Genomic DNA, 12,364 nt, shown 5'->3' with positions numbered 1-12,364 from the left:
AGGGCCAAAAAAGAGAACTGTAGTGACCATTAGCAAATCCGTACACGGCGCCGGCGCTGATATTGTTGTAATCCACGGCTGGGGGATGAATAGTAATGTCTGGCAAACCTTAATCCCCGAGTTAAGCGACTCGTTTCGCGTTACCTCGGTCGATTTGCCAGGTTTTGGCGATAGCAATGACCAACAATTGGCCGACTCAGTAGCCGCCGTATGCGAACAACTTTTACCGGCGCTACCTGAGTCATTTCATATTTTGGGCTGGTCTATGGGTGGCTTAATTGCAACAGAGCTTGCATTAAGCCAGCAGCAACGCGTTCTGTCACTCGCTACAGTTGGCTCATCACCCTTTTTTATTGAAGAGTCCAGTTGGCCCGGCATTAAAGCCTCGTTGATGCAACAGTTTTACCAACAATTGGATCAGGACTTCGGCAAAACCATCGAGCGCTTCATGGCCGTACAGGCAATGGGTAGTCCGCATGCCAAAGCGCTGATTAAACAAGTTCGGGAATGGGTGTTTGCCAAGCCTATGGCAAACCAACAAAGCCTGTTGGCAGGGCTTAAATTACTGGAAGAGACCGATTTTCGAGCCAAACTAGGTGAAATAAATCAACCATTCATACGTTTTTATGGACGACTCGACTCACTTGTGCCGGCAGCCGCCATTAACTTGATTGATGAACTTGCCCCCAACTCGGAGTGTGAAGTATTCGCTCATTGCGCACACATGCCGTTTATCTCGCAACCCCACGACTTCGCCAATCGTTATCGGAGGTTCTTGTCTGCTGTATAACCAGCATCAGCGTTGACATTGAGTACAGTAAACAGTGCTGCGTTGACCGAGCCGAATTTCCTTTAACTCACTTTGACACTGCATGCATCGTTTGCCGCCACGACCATAAACCATAAGCTGCTGGGCAAAATAGCCGGGGCTGCCGTCGACATTGGTAAAGTCTCGCAGGGTGGTCCCCCCTTGTGCGATGGCTTCTTGCAATGTTTGCTTTATCAACGGGACTAATTGCTGATAGCGTGCCTTGCTGACCTTGCCAGCCTGACGTTTTGGGTTAATGCCGGCTTTAAATAGCGCCTCATTGGCATAAATATTACCAACCCCCACTACCACATGGTTATCCATAATAAACGTCTTTATGGCTTGCTTACGGCCTCGTGAGCAATTAAACAGATAATTAGCCGTAAATTCGTCAGTTAACGGCTCCGGCCCTAAACGAGCTAACAGCTCATGGGCATTTATTGGCGATTGGCTCTGGTCATGAAACAGTAGTGCCCCAAAGCGGCGCGGATCGTTCAGTCGCAATACCTGGCCATGTTCAAACTCAATTTCGATGTGGTCATGTTTTTTCAATGTCGTTGAAGCCGGTACCACGCGCAATTTACCCGACATCCCCAAATGCAGAATTAACGTCCCTGCGGCAGTTTCCAGCAGCAGGTATTTCGCCCGTCGTTTAACGCTGATGAGTCGTTGTTGCGTCACTTGCTGCACCGCTTCAGGCACGGGCCAGCGTAAACGCGCGTCATGCACTCTGATTGCCGTGATTAACTTGTTTTCGATATGAGGGCTAATCCCCAACCGACTTACTTCGACTTCTGGTAATTCAGGCATCAGTACTTCCTTCCCTCATTTTTCGTACCACTATCGACCTAACAACGACTCTATCGTAACATCCATCGGCTCAAACACCCGCTGCTGTTGAGGCAAGCGTAGCAACAGACGCGGCTCCGTATAGATCTCCACAGTTGCCGTTTGATCGCCCCCAAAATACAAATACACATCGACCACTTTTGCCGCAGGCTCCAGCTCAGTCGGCTGCATCCGCAGTGAAAGCCAGGTACGCGCCACATTTTCGGACTGCTGTTTAGATAGCGAGCATGGCTGGCGACAACGCCAATCGTTATTGCTGTGCTCTAACGTCTGATCATCAATAATAATTTGCTGCAAATCCAGGTGTCCGGGTATCAACCCCATAACCTCGGTGTTGGTCTGTTCCGATGTACTACCGTTATCGCGAGGCGATGCATAATAAAGTAAGAACATTAGTAACAGAACCGCATAAATGAGGATGTTATTCCAGGCCCGTTTAGTTAAGGTAATACCGAAAATAGTCCGCTTTTGGTTGTATTTCATAGCAGGCTCACAAAGCGCTTGTCGATGACTTTAGAATAACCTATATTTCGCTCCCGTTATAACTCCGTCTGGATAAAATTGCAGTGACCGCGTTAACGCATATTGATCATATTCTCGATAGTTTGAGCGATAAAGGCTACTGCATCGTACCAAACTTCCTGCCTAAAGAGATGGCCGGGCAATTGTTTGATCACGCTAACGCCATACCCGCGCAACACTGGAACACGGCTGCAATTGGCCGGGCAGAGCAGCAGACAATTAATACTCTGGTACGCACCGACCGAATCTTGTGGTTACGCAAAGAGCCACAACCCGAGCATGACTACCTTAAGCTGATGGATGAGTTGCGGGTTGCTATTAATCGCGATCTGTTTTTGGGTCTATTCGATTACGAATGCCACTTTGCCCACTACCCCAAAGGTGCATTCTATAAAAAGCATCTGGATGCGTTTAAAGGTCGTAGTAACCGTCGACTGACAACCGTCATGTATTTGAACGAAAACTGGACTGATAGTGATGGCGGGCAGTTAGTCATTTATGGCGAACGCGGTAAGGTGTTAGAGACCGTCAAACCTGAGCGCGGCACGTTAGTGGTCTTTTTAAGCGAAAAGTTTGTCCACGAAGTCCTGCGCTCCAACCGCGACCGGCTTAGTATAACCGGTTGGTTCCGCATTAATGCCAGCGTTTCTGGTATCGTCGATCCACCCCGTTAAGGGTTAATTAAATCACAGACAATAAAAAACCCAGCCGAAGCTGGGTTTTTTTAAGCTCTAAATCAATTACTTGATTTTAGCTTCTTTGAAAATCACGTGTTTACGAACCACTGGATCGAACTTTTTGATTTCCATTTTTTCTGGCATGGTGCGTTTATTTTTGTCTGTGGTGTAGAAGTAACCAGTACCCGCAGACGACACCAAACGAATCTTATCGCGCATAATATCTTTTCCTTACACCTTGATACCACGGCCGCGGAGATCCGCTAATACCGAGTCGATACCGTTTTTATCGATGATGCGCATACCTTTAGTAGAAATACGCAATTTAACCCAACGCTTCTCGCTTTCAACCCAGAAGCGGTGAGATTGTAAGTTTGGTAAAAAGCGACGCTTAGTCGCATTGCGTGCGTGCGAGCGGTTGTTACCGACTACCGGACGCTTACCTGTAACTTGGCATACTTGTGACATGTCTTTACTCCAAAATTGCTGCAAGCTCGCCTGTCGCCCAATTTGACCTTGCCTAGAAATCCGAGGGCGCATTTTATACAGCAAACAGGCCCGCTAATCAAGCTTAAACGGCGGTTTTTTGATCCTTTCCGATCATTCGCGGCGAATTCTACGCTAAATCCGCTCAATCTTCCAGCGCTTTCTTTTGTTATTGTTTAACCACGGTGGTGGAGCAGTAACGCTTTTATCAGCTTGAAGGGGGTCTGAGTCAGGAACCGCTCCAAGCACATCCGTGTGGCTTGTGTCCGGGCATCCATGCCCTCCCACATTCCTGCCTCAGACCCCCACAGCCCGACAAAAAGCATTTTCCCATTCCCCCGCTTTACAAAAGCCCCCAGAGTTCAGAACAAAGCACAACCGAACTGCCTGAATCTCCTACAACAGCCCGCGTTCGGCGAATGAGACGGGATCGCCGGCGCCGATGATGAAGTGATCGAGGAGGGCGACGTCGACGAGGTTAAGGGCTTTTTTTAAGCGCTCAGTGACGCGTTGATCGGCTTGGCTGGGTTCGGCGATGCCGGATGGGTGATTGTGGGCAAGGATTACGGCTGCGGCGTTGTGTTGCATGACCATTTTGAGGACTTCTCGCGGATACACGGGGGCGGCGTTGATGGTGCCGTGAAACATTTCTTCGTAGCGCAACAACCGGTGTTGACTGTCGAGCAGGAGAACCACGAAAACTTCCCGACATTGATGCCGTAATTGAGATGTTAGGTAATCTTTTACCATTGCCGGTTCGGTGAATCCATCCTCGCGTTGCAACTGCCATTTTAAGTACCGTCGGGACAGTTCCAGCACTACTTGCAACTGGTTAACTCTGGCAGGACCGATACCATGGTATTGCAATAACTTGTCCGCCGGGGCGCTAAGTAGCGGGCCAATACCCTCAAAGGACTGCAGTAAATTACGCGAGAACGCAACGACATCAACACCCCGCTGGCCACTGCCCAGTAGTATCGCCAACAACTCTGCGTCACTCAGCGCAGCCGCGCCCTGCTGTTGTAACTTCTCCCGTGGTCGTTCCATTTCCGGCCATTCCTTGATCCCCATCACCTGCTCTCCTTAACTTAACGGATCTCGCAGTGTAGTTCCGATCTACCCTGTTAGCATTGAGCGTGTTATCTTTACAACTCTTTACGTATGACAACTTAAGTGGTTTTTGACCATGCAGGCATTACAGGATAAAAACATTCTGCTGGGTATTTCCGGTGGCATCGCGGCTTACAAAACACCCGATTTAGTGCGGCGTTTAAAAGAAGTGGGCGCTAACGTACGGGTTGTTCTTACCCGCGGTGGCGAGGCTTTCGTGACGCCATTAAGCTTACAAGCTGTGTCTGCAAATCCTGTCAGTACGGATCTGTTAGATCCTACTGCGGAAGCCGCTATGGGTCATATCGAATTAGCGAAATGGGCTGATCTAATTTTAATCGCGCCCGCCAGTGCCAATGTTATTGCTCGCTTGGCCAATGGCATGGCTGATGATTTGCTCACCACATTAGTATTAGCCAGTACCGCCCCCGTTGCTATCGCCCCCGCCATGAATCAACAGATGTGGGCGGCACCGGCAGTACAGGAAAACATGACGCGCCTGCAACAACGCGGGTTGGCTATTTTCGGACCGGGTAGCGGTTCGCAGGCTTGCGGGGACACTGGGGCGGGACGAATGTTAGAGCCGGTTGAATTACGTCAATTAAGTGCTGACTTACTGTCCACTCAAGCCAGCACTGAAAATATCTGGCAAGGCACGCGCATTACCATTACTGCAGGCCCGACACGAGAGGCTATAGACCCGGTGCGCTACATTAGTAACCACAGTTCCGGCAAGATGGGGTTTGAACTGGCCGCAGCGGCCCGGAAAATGGGTGCCGAAGTCACGCTAATTGCAGGCCCGGTAAGCCTGCCTACCCCCACTGGTGTAACGCGCATTGACGTAGTAACCGCTGAGCAAATGCTGGCCGCGGTACAGGCCTCTTCAATGGATGTTTTTATCAGCTGTGCTGCTGTAGCTGACTACCGACCGGCAACGGTTGCCGAGCAAAAAATAAAAAAAGAAGCCAATGGCGAGGAATCACAATTAGCATTGGTTAAAAACCCGGATATTTTAAAAACCATCGCAGTTAGCGCTCAACCGCCGTTTTGTATTGGCTTTGCAGCAGAAACAGAGAACGTCAAGGCGCATGCCCTGGATAAACTGAAGCGTAAACAACTTAAGTTGATTGTTGCTAATAACGTGAGTGATTCGCGCATTGGTTTTAATAGCAATGACAATGCCGTCACCGTGTATTGGCAAAACGGCGAACAAGACTTTGCACCGCAATCAAAAGCGCTGCTTGCATCGGAATTAAATCAGCTGTTTGCACAGCATTATTTTGAATTAAGAGGATAATCCATGGCTCAACAAAAGCGTAATCGTCGTGAAGAGATCTTACAGGCGCTTGCCGCAATGTTGGAAACCAGTCCCGGCCAACGTATTACCACGGCTAAATTAGCCGCCAACTTAGGTGTCTCAGAAGCGGCGCTATATCGCCACTTTCCATCTAAAGCACGAATGTTTGAGGGGTTAATCGAGTTTGTCGAAGACACCCTGCTAACCAGTATCAATTTGATCTTAGAAAAAGAAAAACAAACGTTGGGCCGTTGTCAGGCGATCCTTCATTTGATTCTAACCTTTGCTGAACGCAATCCGGGTATTAGTCGGGTCATTACCGGCGATGCGTTGATGGGCGAACATGATCGGTTACGCGCTCGTATCGAGGACTTATTTAACCGCATCGAGGCTCAACTCAAGCAGGTTTTGCGTGAACAGGCGTTGCGTGAACAGCAGAAATTTACGGTCGACGAGGGAATATTAGCCAATTTGTTATTGAGTTATGCCGACGGCAAGATTTCTCAGTTTGTGCGCTCCAATTTCAAACGCCTGCCCACCGAGCACTTCGGTACTCAGTGGCAGTCGCTTGCTGACCAACTATCAGCCAGTTAGTCGGTTTCGGTTTTACGGCTGCGGCTAAGTAAGTCGATAGCCGCCTGACGAGGTGGTTTACCTTGATAAAGCACGGCGTATATTTGCTCACAAATGGGCATTTCTACGCCGTTACGCTTTGCTAACGCCACTACCTCTCGGGTATTGCGATAACCTTCTACCGCCTGCCCGATTGATGCCAGCGCCTGCTCTACGTCTTTACCCTCTCCCAATGCCAGACCGAAACGCCGATTGCGCGATTGGTTATCCGTACAAGTCAGGATCAAGTCACCGAGACCTGCCATGCCGGTAAATGTTTCGCTCTTCGCACCCAGCGTTAGTCCTAAACGCGTTAACTCTGCCAGCCCCCGGGTGATTAATGCAGTTCGTGCATTTGCGCCAAAGCCGATACCATCAGCCATTCCGGCACCAATCGCTATGACGTTTTTAACCGCCCCGCCTAGCTGAATACCGATAAAATCATCGTTAGTATAAACCCGGAATGAACGCTCACAGTGAAGCATTTCGGACAGTTCATCGACAAATGCCTGATCAGTCGACGACATCGAAATAGCGGTTGGCAGACCTTTTGCCATCTCTATGGCAAACGTTGGGCCTGACAACACGGCTAACGGGTGCTGGTTGCCGAGTTCTTCTTCAGCAACTTCGTACAACAAACGACCGGTTTCGGGTTCCAGACCTTTGGTCGCCCATGCAACACGGGCATCTGCGCTCAAGCTTGGTTTTACCGCACGTAGTAGGTCAGCAAATGCATGGCTGGGCACTACCACCAACACGTTTTTTACGTCTTTTACGGCTGCCGCTAAGTCGTCTGTAACCTGCAATGTTTCGGGAAACGGGCAGTCCGGCAAATAGTGTGCATTTTCGTGCGCTTCGCGCATTGCAGCGACTTGCGTTTTGTCACGCCCCCAAAGAGTGGTGGCTATGCCTTTACGGGCAAAACAAATAGCAAGGGCGGTCCCGTAAGAGCCCGCCCCTAGTATTGCAACACTTGCAGTTTTCATCAGTTTGATGAGCGTTGACGCTTAAGCGTCTGCCTGCTGTGTTTGACCTGCTTGTTCCGCTTGCTGTTGCATATGACGTGCAAAGATTGCGTCAAAGTTAACCGGTGCCAGGTTCAATTGTGGGAAAGTTGCACGGTTTACCAGGCTCGCAACGCACTCACGTGCATACGGGAACAAAATGTTAGGGCAGAAAGAACCCAACATATGCGCCAATTGGCCTTCTTGTACTTCTTCACCAATAGTAAAGATACCGGCTTGATGTACTTCACATAAAAACGCCACTTCCTCTTCGACTTTGTTAGTCGCAGTCAGCGTCAACACGACTTCATATACGCGGTCTTCAATTTTTTCGTGTTTTACGTTTAAGTCCAGTTTCAGGTCAGGCTTCCACTCTTTGCGGAAAATCGCTGGTGAGTTTGGCGCTTCAAACGAAACGTCTTTAGTAAAAATGCGTTGAATAGCGAACTGCACTTGTGATTGTTGTTCGTTTTGGGCAGCTGCGCCATTTGCTTGCTGTTCTTCAGCCATAATGATACTTCCTATTACTTATATTGAACTAATAATTAAAGTCGGTAAAAACGTTGCACGACTGTACCGAATTTTTGAACTAAAAACTACTTTCCTGATGCTACTGGCAGCTTCTCGTTACGCCAGGCGTTCATACCACCTGCTAATACCGCAACGTTAGCAAAGCCTTGCTGCGTTAATTGCATTGCCGCGCCACGAGCGGTTGCTCCGGAGTTGCATACAACAACAATGGGGGCATCTTTATACTTTTCAATCGCTGACACGTTTTTTTGTTTAATTTGTGTTAGCGGCAAAGATTTTGCGCCGTGTATATGTGCCTTACGAAAGTCGTCCTGGTTACGGATATCAACAAAAACGCCATTTTCTTTATTGACCCAAACGGTCGCTTGATGAGTCGACATATCCTTTACCGGAGAAGATGTCGAACGGATCCAGGTCACAATCAATGCAACCAAAAGAACTACCCAGAGGCCGCTCATAAAAGCATTTTGACGCGCGAATTCTAGTATCTCTTGCATGGTTTTGACTACTTTAGATTATCGAGTGATTGGGTATTTAAGGGCACAAAGTATACCTGTACAAAATTCAGTTGCCAGCAAAATCTCAAATGGATGCGAACTAAGGCAAAATCACGTAAACTGGGGATATTTAATTTTGCACAGCAACTGAAAAGGCAATGCGCATGAGCCAAGGTAAAAAACCGTTAGTTTTGATGATTTTAGATGGTTGGGGTTATCGAGAGGCCGCACCGGATAACGCAATCGCAACGGCAAATACACCGGTAATGGATGAACTTTGGGAAAATTACCCACATTCATTGGTTGATGGCTCGGGTGATGCCGTGGGCTTGCCAAAAGGTCAGATGGGTAACTCCGAGGTAGGTCATGTTAACCTTGGCGCCGGCCGTATCGTATTTCAGGACTTCACCCGCATCTCAAAAAGCATCCAGGACGGCGAGTTTTTTAACAATCCGGTGCTGTGTGACAGCGTTCAGGCAGCCGTTGATAAAGACGGCGCCGTGCATATCATGGGATTACTATCCCCGGGCGGCGTGCACAGCCACGAAGATCATATTGTGGCAATGGTAGAGCTTGCCGCGCAAAAAGGTGCTAAAAACATTTACCTACACGCATTTTTAGATGGCCGTGATACGCCTCCTCGTTCAGCAAAACCGTCCATTGAGCGTTTTGAAGCCCTGTTTGAGCGCCTTGGTGTAGGCCGCTTCGCCTCACTAAGCGGTCGCTTTTATGCAATGGATCGTGATAACCGTTGGGAACGTATTGAGCAGGCTTATAATGCAATTTATCACGGTCGCGGACAACACAGCGCCGTCAATGCGTTAGAAGCACTGGATGCCGCTTACGAGCGTGGTCAAAGTGATGAATTCGTCGCGCCAGTGACTATTGGTCAGCCGGTTAGTATTGCGGCAAACGATGCCGTGGTATTTATGAACTTTCGTGCAGACCGCGCACGTGAAATGACCCGTGCATTTACTGATAGTGAGCTGGACACTTTTGAACGCGGCACTCAACAGCCACTCAGCGCTTTTGTCATGCTAACTCAATATGCAGATGATCTGGATGCCGCTTGTGCATTCCCGCCAGAGCCGCTGAATAATGTATTTGGCGAATGGTTAGCAAAACAAGGCAAGACTCAGTTACGTATCTCAGAAACTGAGAAATATGCACATGTCACCTTCTTCTTTAGCGGGGGGCGCGAACAAGAGTTCGACGGTGAGAAGCGCGTATTGATTCCTTCGCCGCAAGTTAAAACCTATGATCTGCAGCCGGAAATGAGTTCCGAGCAGTTAACCGATGAGTTGATTGCGGCAATAGAAAGCGGCGAATTTGACGCCATTATTTGTAATTATCCAAACGGCGATATGGTTGGGCATACCGGTGACTTCGAAGCTGCGGTTAAAGCCTGTGAAGCCGTTGACCACTCTGTCGGTCGCGTTATAAAGGCGTTGCAAGCGATTGGGGGTGAGGCGTTAATTACAGCGGATCATGGTAACGCTGAACAAATGAGTGATGCCAGCACCGGCCAGGCGCACACCGCGCACACCAGCGAGTTAGTACCCTTTATTTATGTCGGTCGTGACGCATCGCCGCGTAATGGTATTCTCTCGGACGTTGCACCGACCATGTTGCACCTCATGGGGCTGGAGCAGCCACATGAAATGACCGGTAAGACGCTGATGACTCTTAAGACTAAGTAGTCATGATGCGCAGTTTTCGGCGGCTAATGCCGCCTCTTTTGTTGACCCTGACTGTAACGCTGATAGCGCCTACTTTTGCGTTTGCGCAAGCTGACGTCAGTGAAGCCGAAAAGGCACGCAAAGAAGCCGAGCTTGAAGCTGTACAGGAGGAAATTGCATCGCGTTTAGCGACTTTAGAATCACGGCAACAGAAGTTAACTGATACCGAGCAGAAACTGCAAACGCTGGAACGTGATACGGCTAGTGTTGCCGGGCGTTTGCAAGCGACTCGCGCAGAAATCCGGCAACTCGAGCAACGGATTAGTAGTAATGAACAACAACAACGTCAGTTGCAACAACAACAGCGACAGCAAGCCAAAGCGCTGGAGCAGCAAATCGCCAACGCCTATGCTAATGGCGATCACGATTTTTTAAAGTTATTACTTAACCAGCAAGATCCTGCGACTATAGAACGCATGCTGAGTTACTACCATTACTTTAACCAAGCCCGAATTGCAGAAATTGAAGCACTCAAGAAAACCACAGCGCAACTTACCCAAGTACAAGAGACGCTTGTTAGGCAACAAGACGAACTCGCTGCGTTAGCAACGCAACAGAAGCAGCAACAAAATGCACTCGCTCAGCAGCAACGTGCGCAGGAAGAACTGATTGCCGAGCTGCAACAACGACAGCGTTCTGATCAGCAGCGGTTGCAAGCATTGGAGCAAAGCCGCGAGCAGCTGGAGCAAGTCATTAGCGCTATTGAATCGGCATTACAAGCTGACGTACAGTTAATTGGGCTTACACCGGTAAAGTCTCGCCTAACCTGGCCGGCGGAAGGACGTGTAAGAAAGTTATTTGGTCAGTCCCGGGAAGGGCCGTTGCGCTGGAAAGGTGTTATGATTGAAGGCCGAAATGGTCAACCAGTGCGGACGATAGCAGACGGTCGTATTCTTTTTGCTGATTGGTTGAGAGGCTTCGGGCTAGTTACCGTTATCGATCATGGGGAAGGTTACATGAGCCTCTATGGTCATAATCAATCACTACTAAAAGACGTAGGCGAAGAAGTTAAAATGGGCGAAGAAATCGCACTAATGGGGCAATCCGGTGGCCGCTCAGACGCTGCCTTATATTTCGAAATACGTTATCGGGGCGATGCGCAAAACCCAACCCGATGGATAGATTAAATGCGCGCCCTAATCGTCACTATTTTCGTCTTCGTCAGTGTTTTTTTAACCGCCCCAACGGCGCTATCAGCTAACGCCAGAGTTGCAATAATTATTGACGATATTGGTAATAATCGCAGTGACCTTAACGCGGCTTTACTGCCGGGCAATGTGACTTTCGCTGTACTGCCATTTACCCCTCACGCACGTTCGTTTGCACTGAGAGCCCATCATCAGGGCAAACAAATAATGTTGCATGCGCCGATGCAGGCGGTGAGAGGTAATCGCCTGGGCCCGGGAGCTCTCACTACCGAGATGAGCAGCGCCGAAATCAAGCTCGAATTACAACGCGCACTCGACGATGTGCCTTATGTAGTCGGCGTAAACAATCACATGGGTAGTTATTTTACTCAAGTTGAGAGTTCGATGCGGGCGGTGTTAGAAACACTGCAGTATAAGCAACTGTATTTTATTGACAGTCGCACCTCGGAATTTAGCGTGGCCGAACAACTAGCAGAAGACTTACAGGTAGCAACCAATCACCGCCACGTATTTTTGGATAATGACGTTGAGCTAACCTATTTGCAGCAACAATGGCAGCAACTCATTGACCAGGCATTAGCAACAGGCGAAGCCATTGGTATTGGCCACCCTTACCCTGAGACGCTAGCCTTCCTTAAACAAGAAATACCCAAGCTCGAAGCTCAGGGGATAACTCTCGTCTTCGCAAGTGAGTTAGCGAAGCCTTCCAAAAGGCCTCTATCCCGTCGACTGCTCGAGGCTAGTGAGTAATAGTAACGCTTGCTCGCGTGAGGTGCCGCAAACATCTCGGTCGGCGCTGAACTGTTCACAGACTGCCGGTCTGCGTGGATCGCCAAAAAGTTTACAGAGATTATTGTCGTCCAACTGTACACACCGCTCACCGGCTTTTTTACCATTTGGCATACCGGGAATTGGCGAGCTAATCGAAGGTGCGATACAGCAAGCACCACAGCCTACACGGCACTCCATAAAAACACCTCGCTGGAGAAATATCGAGTAGGGTGAGGCGTCACCGCCTCATCCCTCTCACAGAACCGTACATACGGGCCTCGTATACGGCTCATGCACATAGTTATTTAGCATA

16 protein-coding genes are annotated in these 12,364 nt (G+C 49.2%); 7 read left to right on the top strand and 9 right to left on the bottom strand.

Annotated features, from left to right (window positions below; all coding sequences use genetic code 11):
• The first annotated feature begins 22 nt into the window (after positions 1 to 22).
• Positions 23 to 790 carry a pimeloyl-ACP methyl ester esterase BioH gene (gene bioH, locus DEU29_RS11360; RefSeq protein WP_133540472.1) on the top strand — a complete coding sequence of 256 codons (768 nt, stop codon included), beginning with the start codon at positions 23 to 25 and terminating at the stop codon, positions 788 to 790.
• A 6-nt stretch (positions 791 to 796) separates the two neighbouring features.
• Here bioH and mutM read toward each other — a convergent pair whose 3' ends face one another.
• Positions 797 to 1,618 carry a bifunctional DNA-formamidopyrimidine glycosylase/DNA-(apurinic or apyrimidinic site) lyase gene (gene mutM / locus DEU29_RS11355; protein WP_133540471.1) on the bottom strand — a complete coding sequence of 274 codons (822 nt, stop codon included), beginning with the start codon at positions 1,616 to 1,618 and terminating at the stop codon, positions 797 to 799.
• 30 nt (positions 1,619 to 1,648) lie between these two features.
• On the bottom strand, positions 1,649 to 2,140 hold the full coding sequence (locus tag DEU29_RS11350) for a hypothetical protein (RefSeq protein ID WP_133540470.1): 492 nt from the start codon (positions 2,138 to 2,140) through the stop codon (positions 1,649 to 1,651).
• Between the two features lie 83 nt (positions 2,141 to 2,223).
• Here DEU29_RS11350 and DEU29_RS11345 point away from each other — a divergent pair, with 83 nt between their 5' ends.
• Positions 2,224 to 2,853, top strand: coding sequence for a 2OG-Fe(II) oxygenase (locus DEU29_RS11345; protein ID WP_243734578.1), 630 nt, complete (start codon positions 2,224 to 2,226; stop codon positions 2,851 to 2,853).
• Positions 2,854 to 2,919: 66 nt separating this feature from the next.
• Here DEU29_RS11345 and rpmG read toward each other — a convergent pair whose 3' ends face one another.
• The 3 genes from rpmG to radC all read right to left on the bottom strand — a co-directional run bounded on the left by rpmG (position 2,920) and on the right by radC (position 4,413).
• A complete protein-coding gene (rpmG, locus tag DEU29_RS11340) occupies positions 2,920 to 3,075 on the bottom strand; it encodes a 50S ribosomal protein L33 (RefSeq protein WP_006953863.1) in 156 nt (51 codons plus the stop codon).
• A gap of 12 nt (positions 3,076 to 3,087) precedes the next feature.
• The gene (rpmB, locus tag DEU29_RS11335) at positions 3,088 to 3,324 is read right to left on the bottom strand and encodes a 50S ribosomal protein L28 (protein ID WP_053953199.1); all 237 of its coding nucleotides are present in this window, start codon (positions 3,322 to 3,324) and stop codon (positions 3,088 to 3,090) included.
• Positions 3,325 to 3,738: 414 nt separating this feature from the next.
• The gene (radC, locus tag DEU29_RS11330; protein ID WP_133540507.1) at positions 3,739 to 4,413 is read right to left on the bottom strand and encodes a RadC family protein; all 675 of its coding nucleotides are present in this window, start codon (positions 4,411 to 4,413) and stop codon (positions 3,739 to 3,741) included.
• Positions 4,414 to 4,528: 115 nt separating this feature from the next.
• On the opposite strand from radC, the gene coaBC reads away from it, so the two are divergent.
• Together coaBC and slmA are read left to right on the top strand one after the other, a co-directional pair.
• Positions 4,529 to 5,749 (top strand): bifunctional phosphopantothenoylcysteine decarboxylase/phosphopantothenate--cysteine ligase CoaBC, encoded by a 1,221-nt coding sequence (gene coaBC / locus DEU29_RS11325; protein ID WP_133540469.1) that lies wholly within the window; start codon positions 4,529 to 4,531, stop codon positions 5,747 to 5,749.
• 3 nt (positions 5,750 to 5,752) lie between these two features.
• On the top strand, positions 5,753 to 6,343 hold the full coding sequence (slmA, locus tag DEU29_RS11320; protein WP_133540468.1) for a nucleoid occlusion factor SlmA: 591 nt from the start codon (positions 5,753 to 5,755) through the stop codon (positions 6,341 to 6,343).
• Here slmA and gpsA read toward each other — a convergent pair.
• The 3 genes from gpsA to DEU29_RS11305 form a co-directional block, all read right to left on the bottom strand.
• Positions 6,340 to 7,347, bottom strand: a complete 1,008-nt coding sequence (gene gpsA, locus DEU29_RS11315) for an NAD(P)H-dependent glycerol-3-phosphate dehydrogenase (RefSeq protein WP_133540467.1) — start codon at positions 7,345 to 7,347, stop codon at positions 6,340 to 6,342. The genes slmA and gpsA overlap by 4 nt on opposite strands.
• 21 nt (positions 7,348 to 7,368) lie before the next feature.
• On the bottom strand, positions 7,369 to 7,875 hold the full coding sequence (gene secB, locus DEU29_RS11310) for a protein-export chaperone SecB (RefSeq protein ID WP_133540466.1): 507 nt from the start codon (positions 7,873 to 7,875) through the stop codon (positions 7,369 to 7,371).
• Between the two features lie 86 nt (positions 7,876 to 7,961).
• Positions 7,962 to 8,393 carry a rhodanese-like domain-containing protein gene (locus DEU29_RS11305; protein WP_133540465.1) on the bottom strand — a complete coding sequence of 144 codons (432 nt, stop codon included), beginning with the start codon at positions 8,391 to 8,393 and terminating at the stop codon, positions 7,962 to 7,964.
• Between the two features lie 164 nt (positions 8,394 to 8,557).
• Between DEU29_RS11305 and gpmI the strand changes: the two genes are divergently transcribed.
• From gpmI to DEU29_RS11290, 3 genes are read left to right on the top strand one after another with little or no spacing between them, the layout of a single operon-like run.
• Positions 8,558 to 10,093 carry a 2,3-bisphosphoglycerate-independent phosphoglycerate mutase gene (gene gpmI, locus DEU29_RS11300; protein ID WP_133540464.1) on the top strand — a complete coding sequence of 512 codons (1,536 nt, stop codon included), beginning with the start codon at positions 8,558 to 8,560 and terminating at the stop codon, positions 10,091 to 10,093.
• A gap of 2 nt (positions 10,094 to 10,095) precedes the next feature.
• Positions 10,096 to 11,259 (top strand): murein hydrolase activator EnvC family protein, encoded by a 1,164-nt coding sequence (locus tag DEU29_RS11295; protein ID WP_243734576.1) that lies wholly within the window; start codon positions 10,096 to 10,098, stop codon positions 11,257 to 11,259.
• Positions 11,260 to 12,030, top strand: a complete 771-nt coding sequence (locus DEU29_RS11290) for a divergent polysaccharide deacetylase family protein (protein WP_133540463.1) — start codon at positions 11,260 to 11,262, stop codon at positions 12,028 to 12,030. It abuts the gene before it with no gap.
• Here DEU29_RS11290 and DEU29_RS11285 read toward each other — a convergent pair.
• The gene (locus DEU29_RS11285; protein WP_133540462.1) at positions 11,998 to 12,249 is read right to left on the bottom strand and encodes a YkgJ family cysteine cluster protein; all 252 of its coding nucleotides are present in this window, start codon (positions 12,247 to 12,249) and stop codon (positions 11,998 to 12,000) included. The two genes, DEU29_RS11290 and DEU29_RS11285, sit on opposite strands and share 33 nt — an antisense overlap.
• Between the last annotated feature and the right edge of the window lie 115 nt (positions 12,250 to 12,364).

Origin of the sequence: Idiomarina aquatica, from assembly GCF_004362895.1 — a bacterium.
Taxonomy (GTDB): Bacteria; Pseudomonadota; Gammaproteobacteria; order Enterobacterales; family Alteromonadaceae; genus Idiomarina.
The sequence above is the reverse complement of the archived record's forward strand: the minus strand, read 5'-3'. Positions and strand labels throughout refer to the sequence as shown.

Coding starts and splice junctions, on each gene's coding strand:
- gpsA (WP_133540467.1), bottom strand. CDS start 7,347: ATGAAAACTGCAAGTGTTGCAATACTAGGGGCGGGCTCTTACGGGACC.
- DEU29_RS11285 (WP_133540462.1), bottom strand. CDS start 12,249: ATGGAGTGCCGTGTAGGCTGTGGTGCTTGCTGTATCGCACCTTCGATT.
- rpmG (WP_006953863.1), bottom strand. CDS start 3,075: ATGCGCGATAAGATTCGTTTGGTGTCGTCTGCGGGTACTGGTTACTTC.
- secB (WP_133540466.1), bottom strand. CDS start 7,875: ATGGCTGAAGAACAGCAAGCAAATGGCGCAGCTGCCCAAAACGAACAA.
- DEU29_RS11295 (WP_243734576.1), top strand. CDS start 10,096: ATGATGCGCAGTTTTCGGCGGCTAATGCCGCCTCTTTTGTTGACCCTG.
- gpmI (WP_133540464.1), top strand. CDS start 8,558: ATGAGCCAAGGTAAAAAACCGTTAGTTTTGATGATTTTAGATGGTTGG.
- DEU29_RS11290 (WP_133540463.1), top strand. CDS start 11,260: ATGCGCGCCCTAATCGTCACTATTTTCGTCTTCGTCAGTGTTTTTTTA.
- DEU29_RS11305 (WP_133540465.1), bottom strand. CDS start 8,393: ATGCAAGAGATACTAGAATTCGCGCGTCAAAATGCTTTTATGAGCGGC.
- DEU29_RS11350 (WP_133540470.1), bottom strand. CDS start 2,140: ATGAAATACAACCAAAAGCGGACTATTTTCGGTATTACCTTAACTAAA.
- radC (WP_133540507.1), bottom strand. CDS start 4,413: ATGGGGATCAAGGAATGGCCGGAAATGGAACGACCACGGGAGAAGTTA.
- rpmB (WP_053953199.1), bottom strand. CDS start 3,324: ATGTCACAAGTATGCCAAGTTACAGGTAAGCGTCCGGTAGTCGGTAAC.
- mutM (WP_133540471.1), bottom strand. CDS start 1,618: ATGCCTGAATTACCAGAAGTCGAAGTAAGTCGGTTGGGGATTAGCCCT.
- coaBC (WP_133540469.1), top strand. CDS start 4,529: ATGCAGGCATTACAGGATAAAAACATTCTGCTGGGTATTTCCGGTGGC.
- slmA (WP_133540468.1), top strand. CDS start 5,753: ATGGCTCAACAAAAGCGTAATCGTCGTGAAGAGATCTTACAGGCGCTT.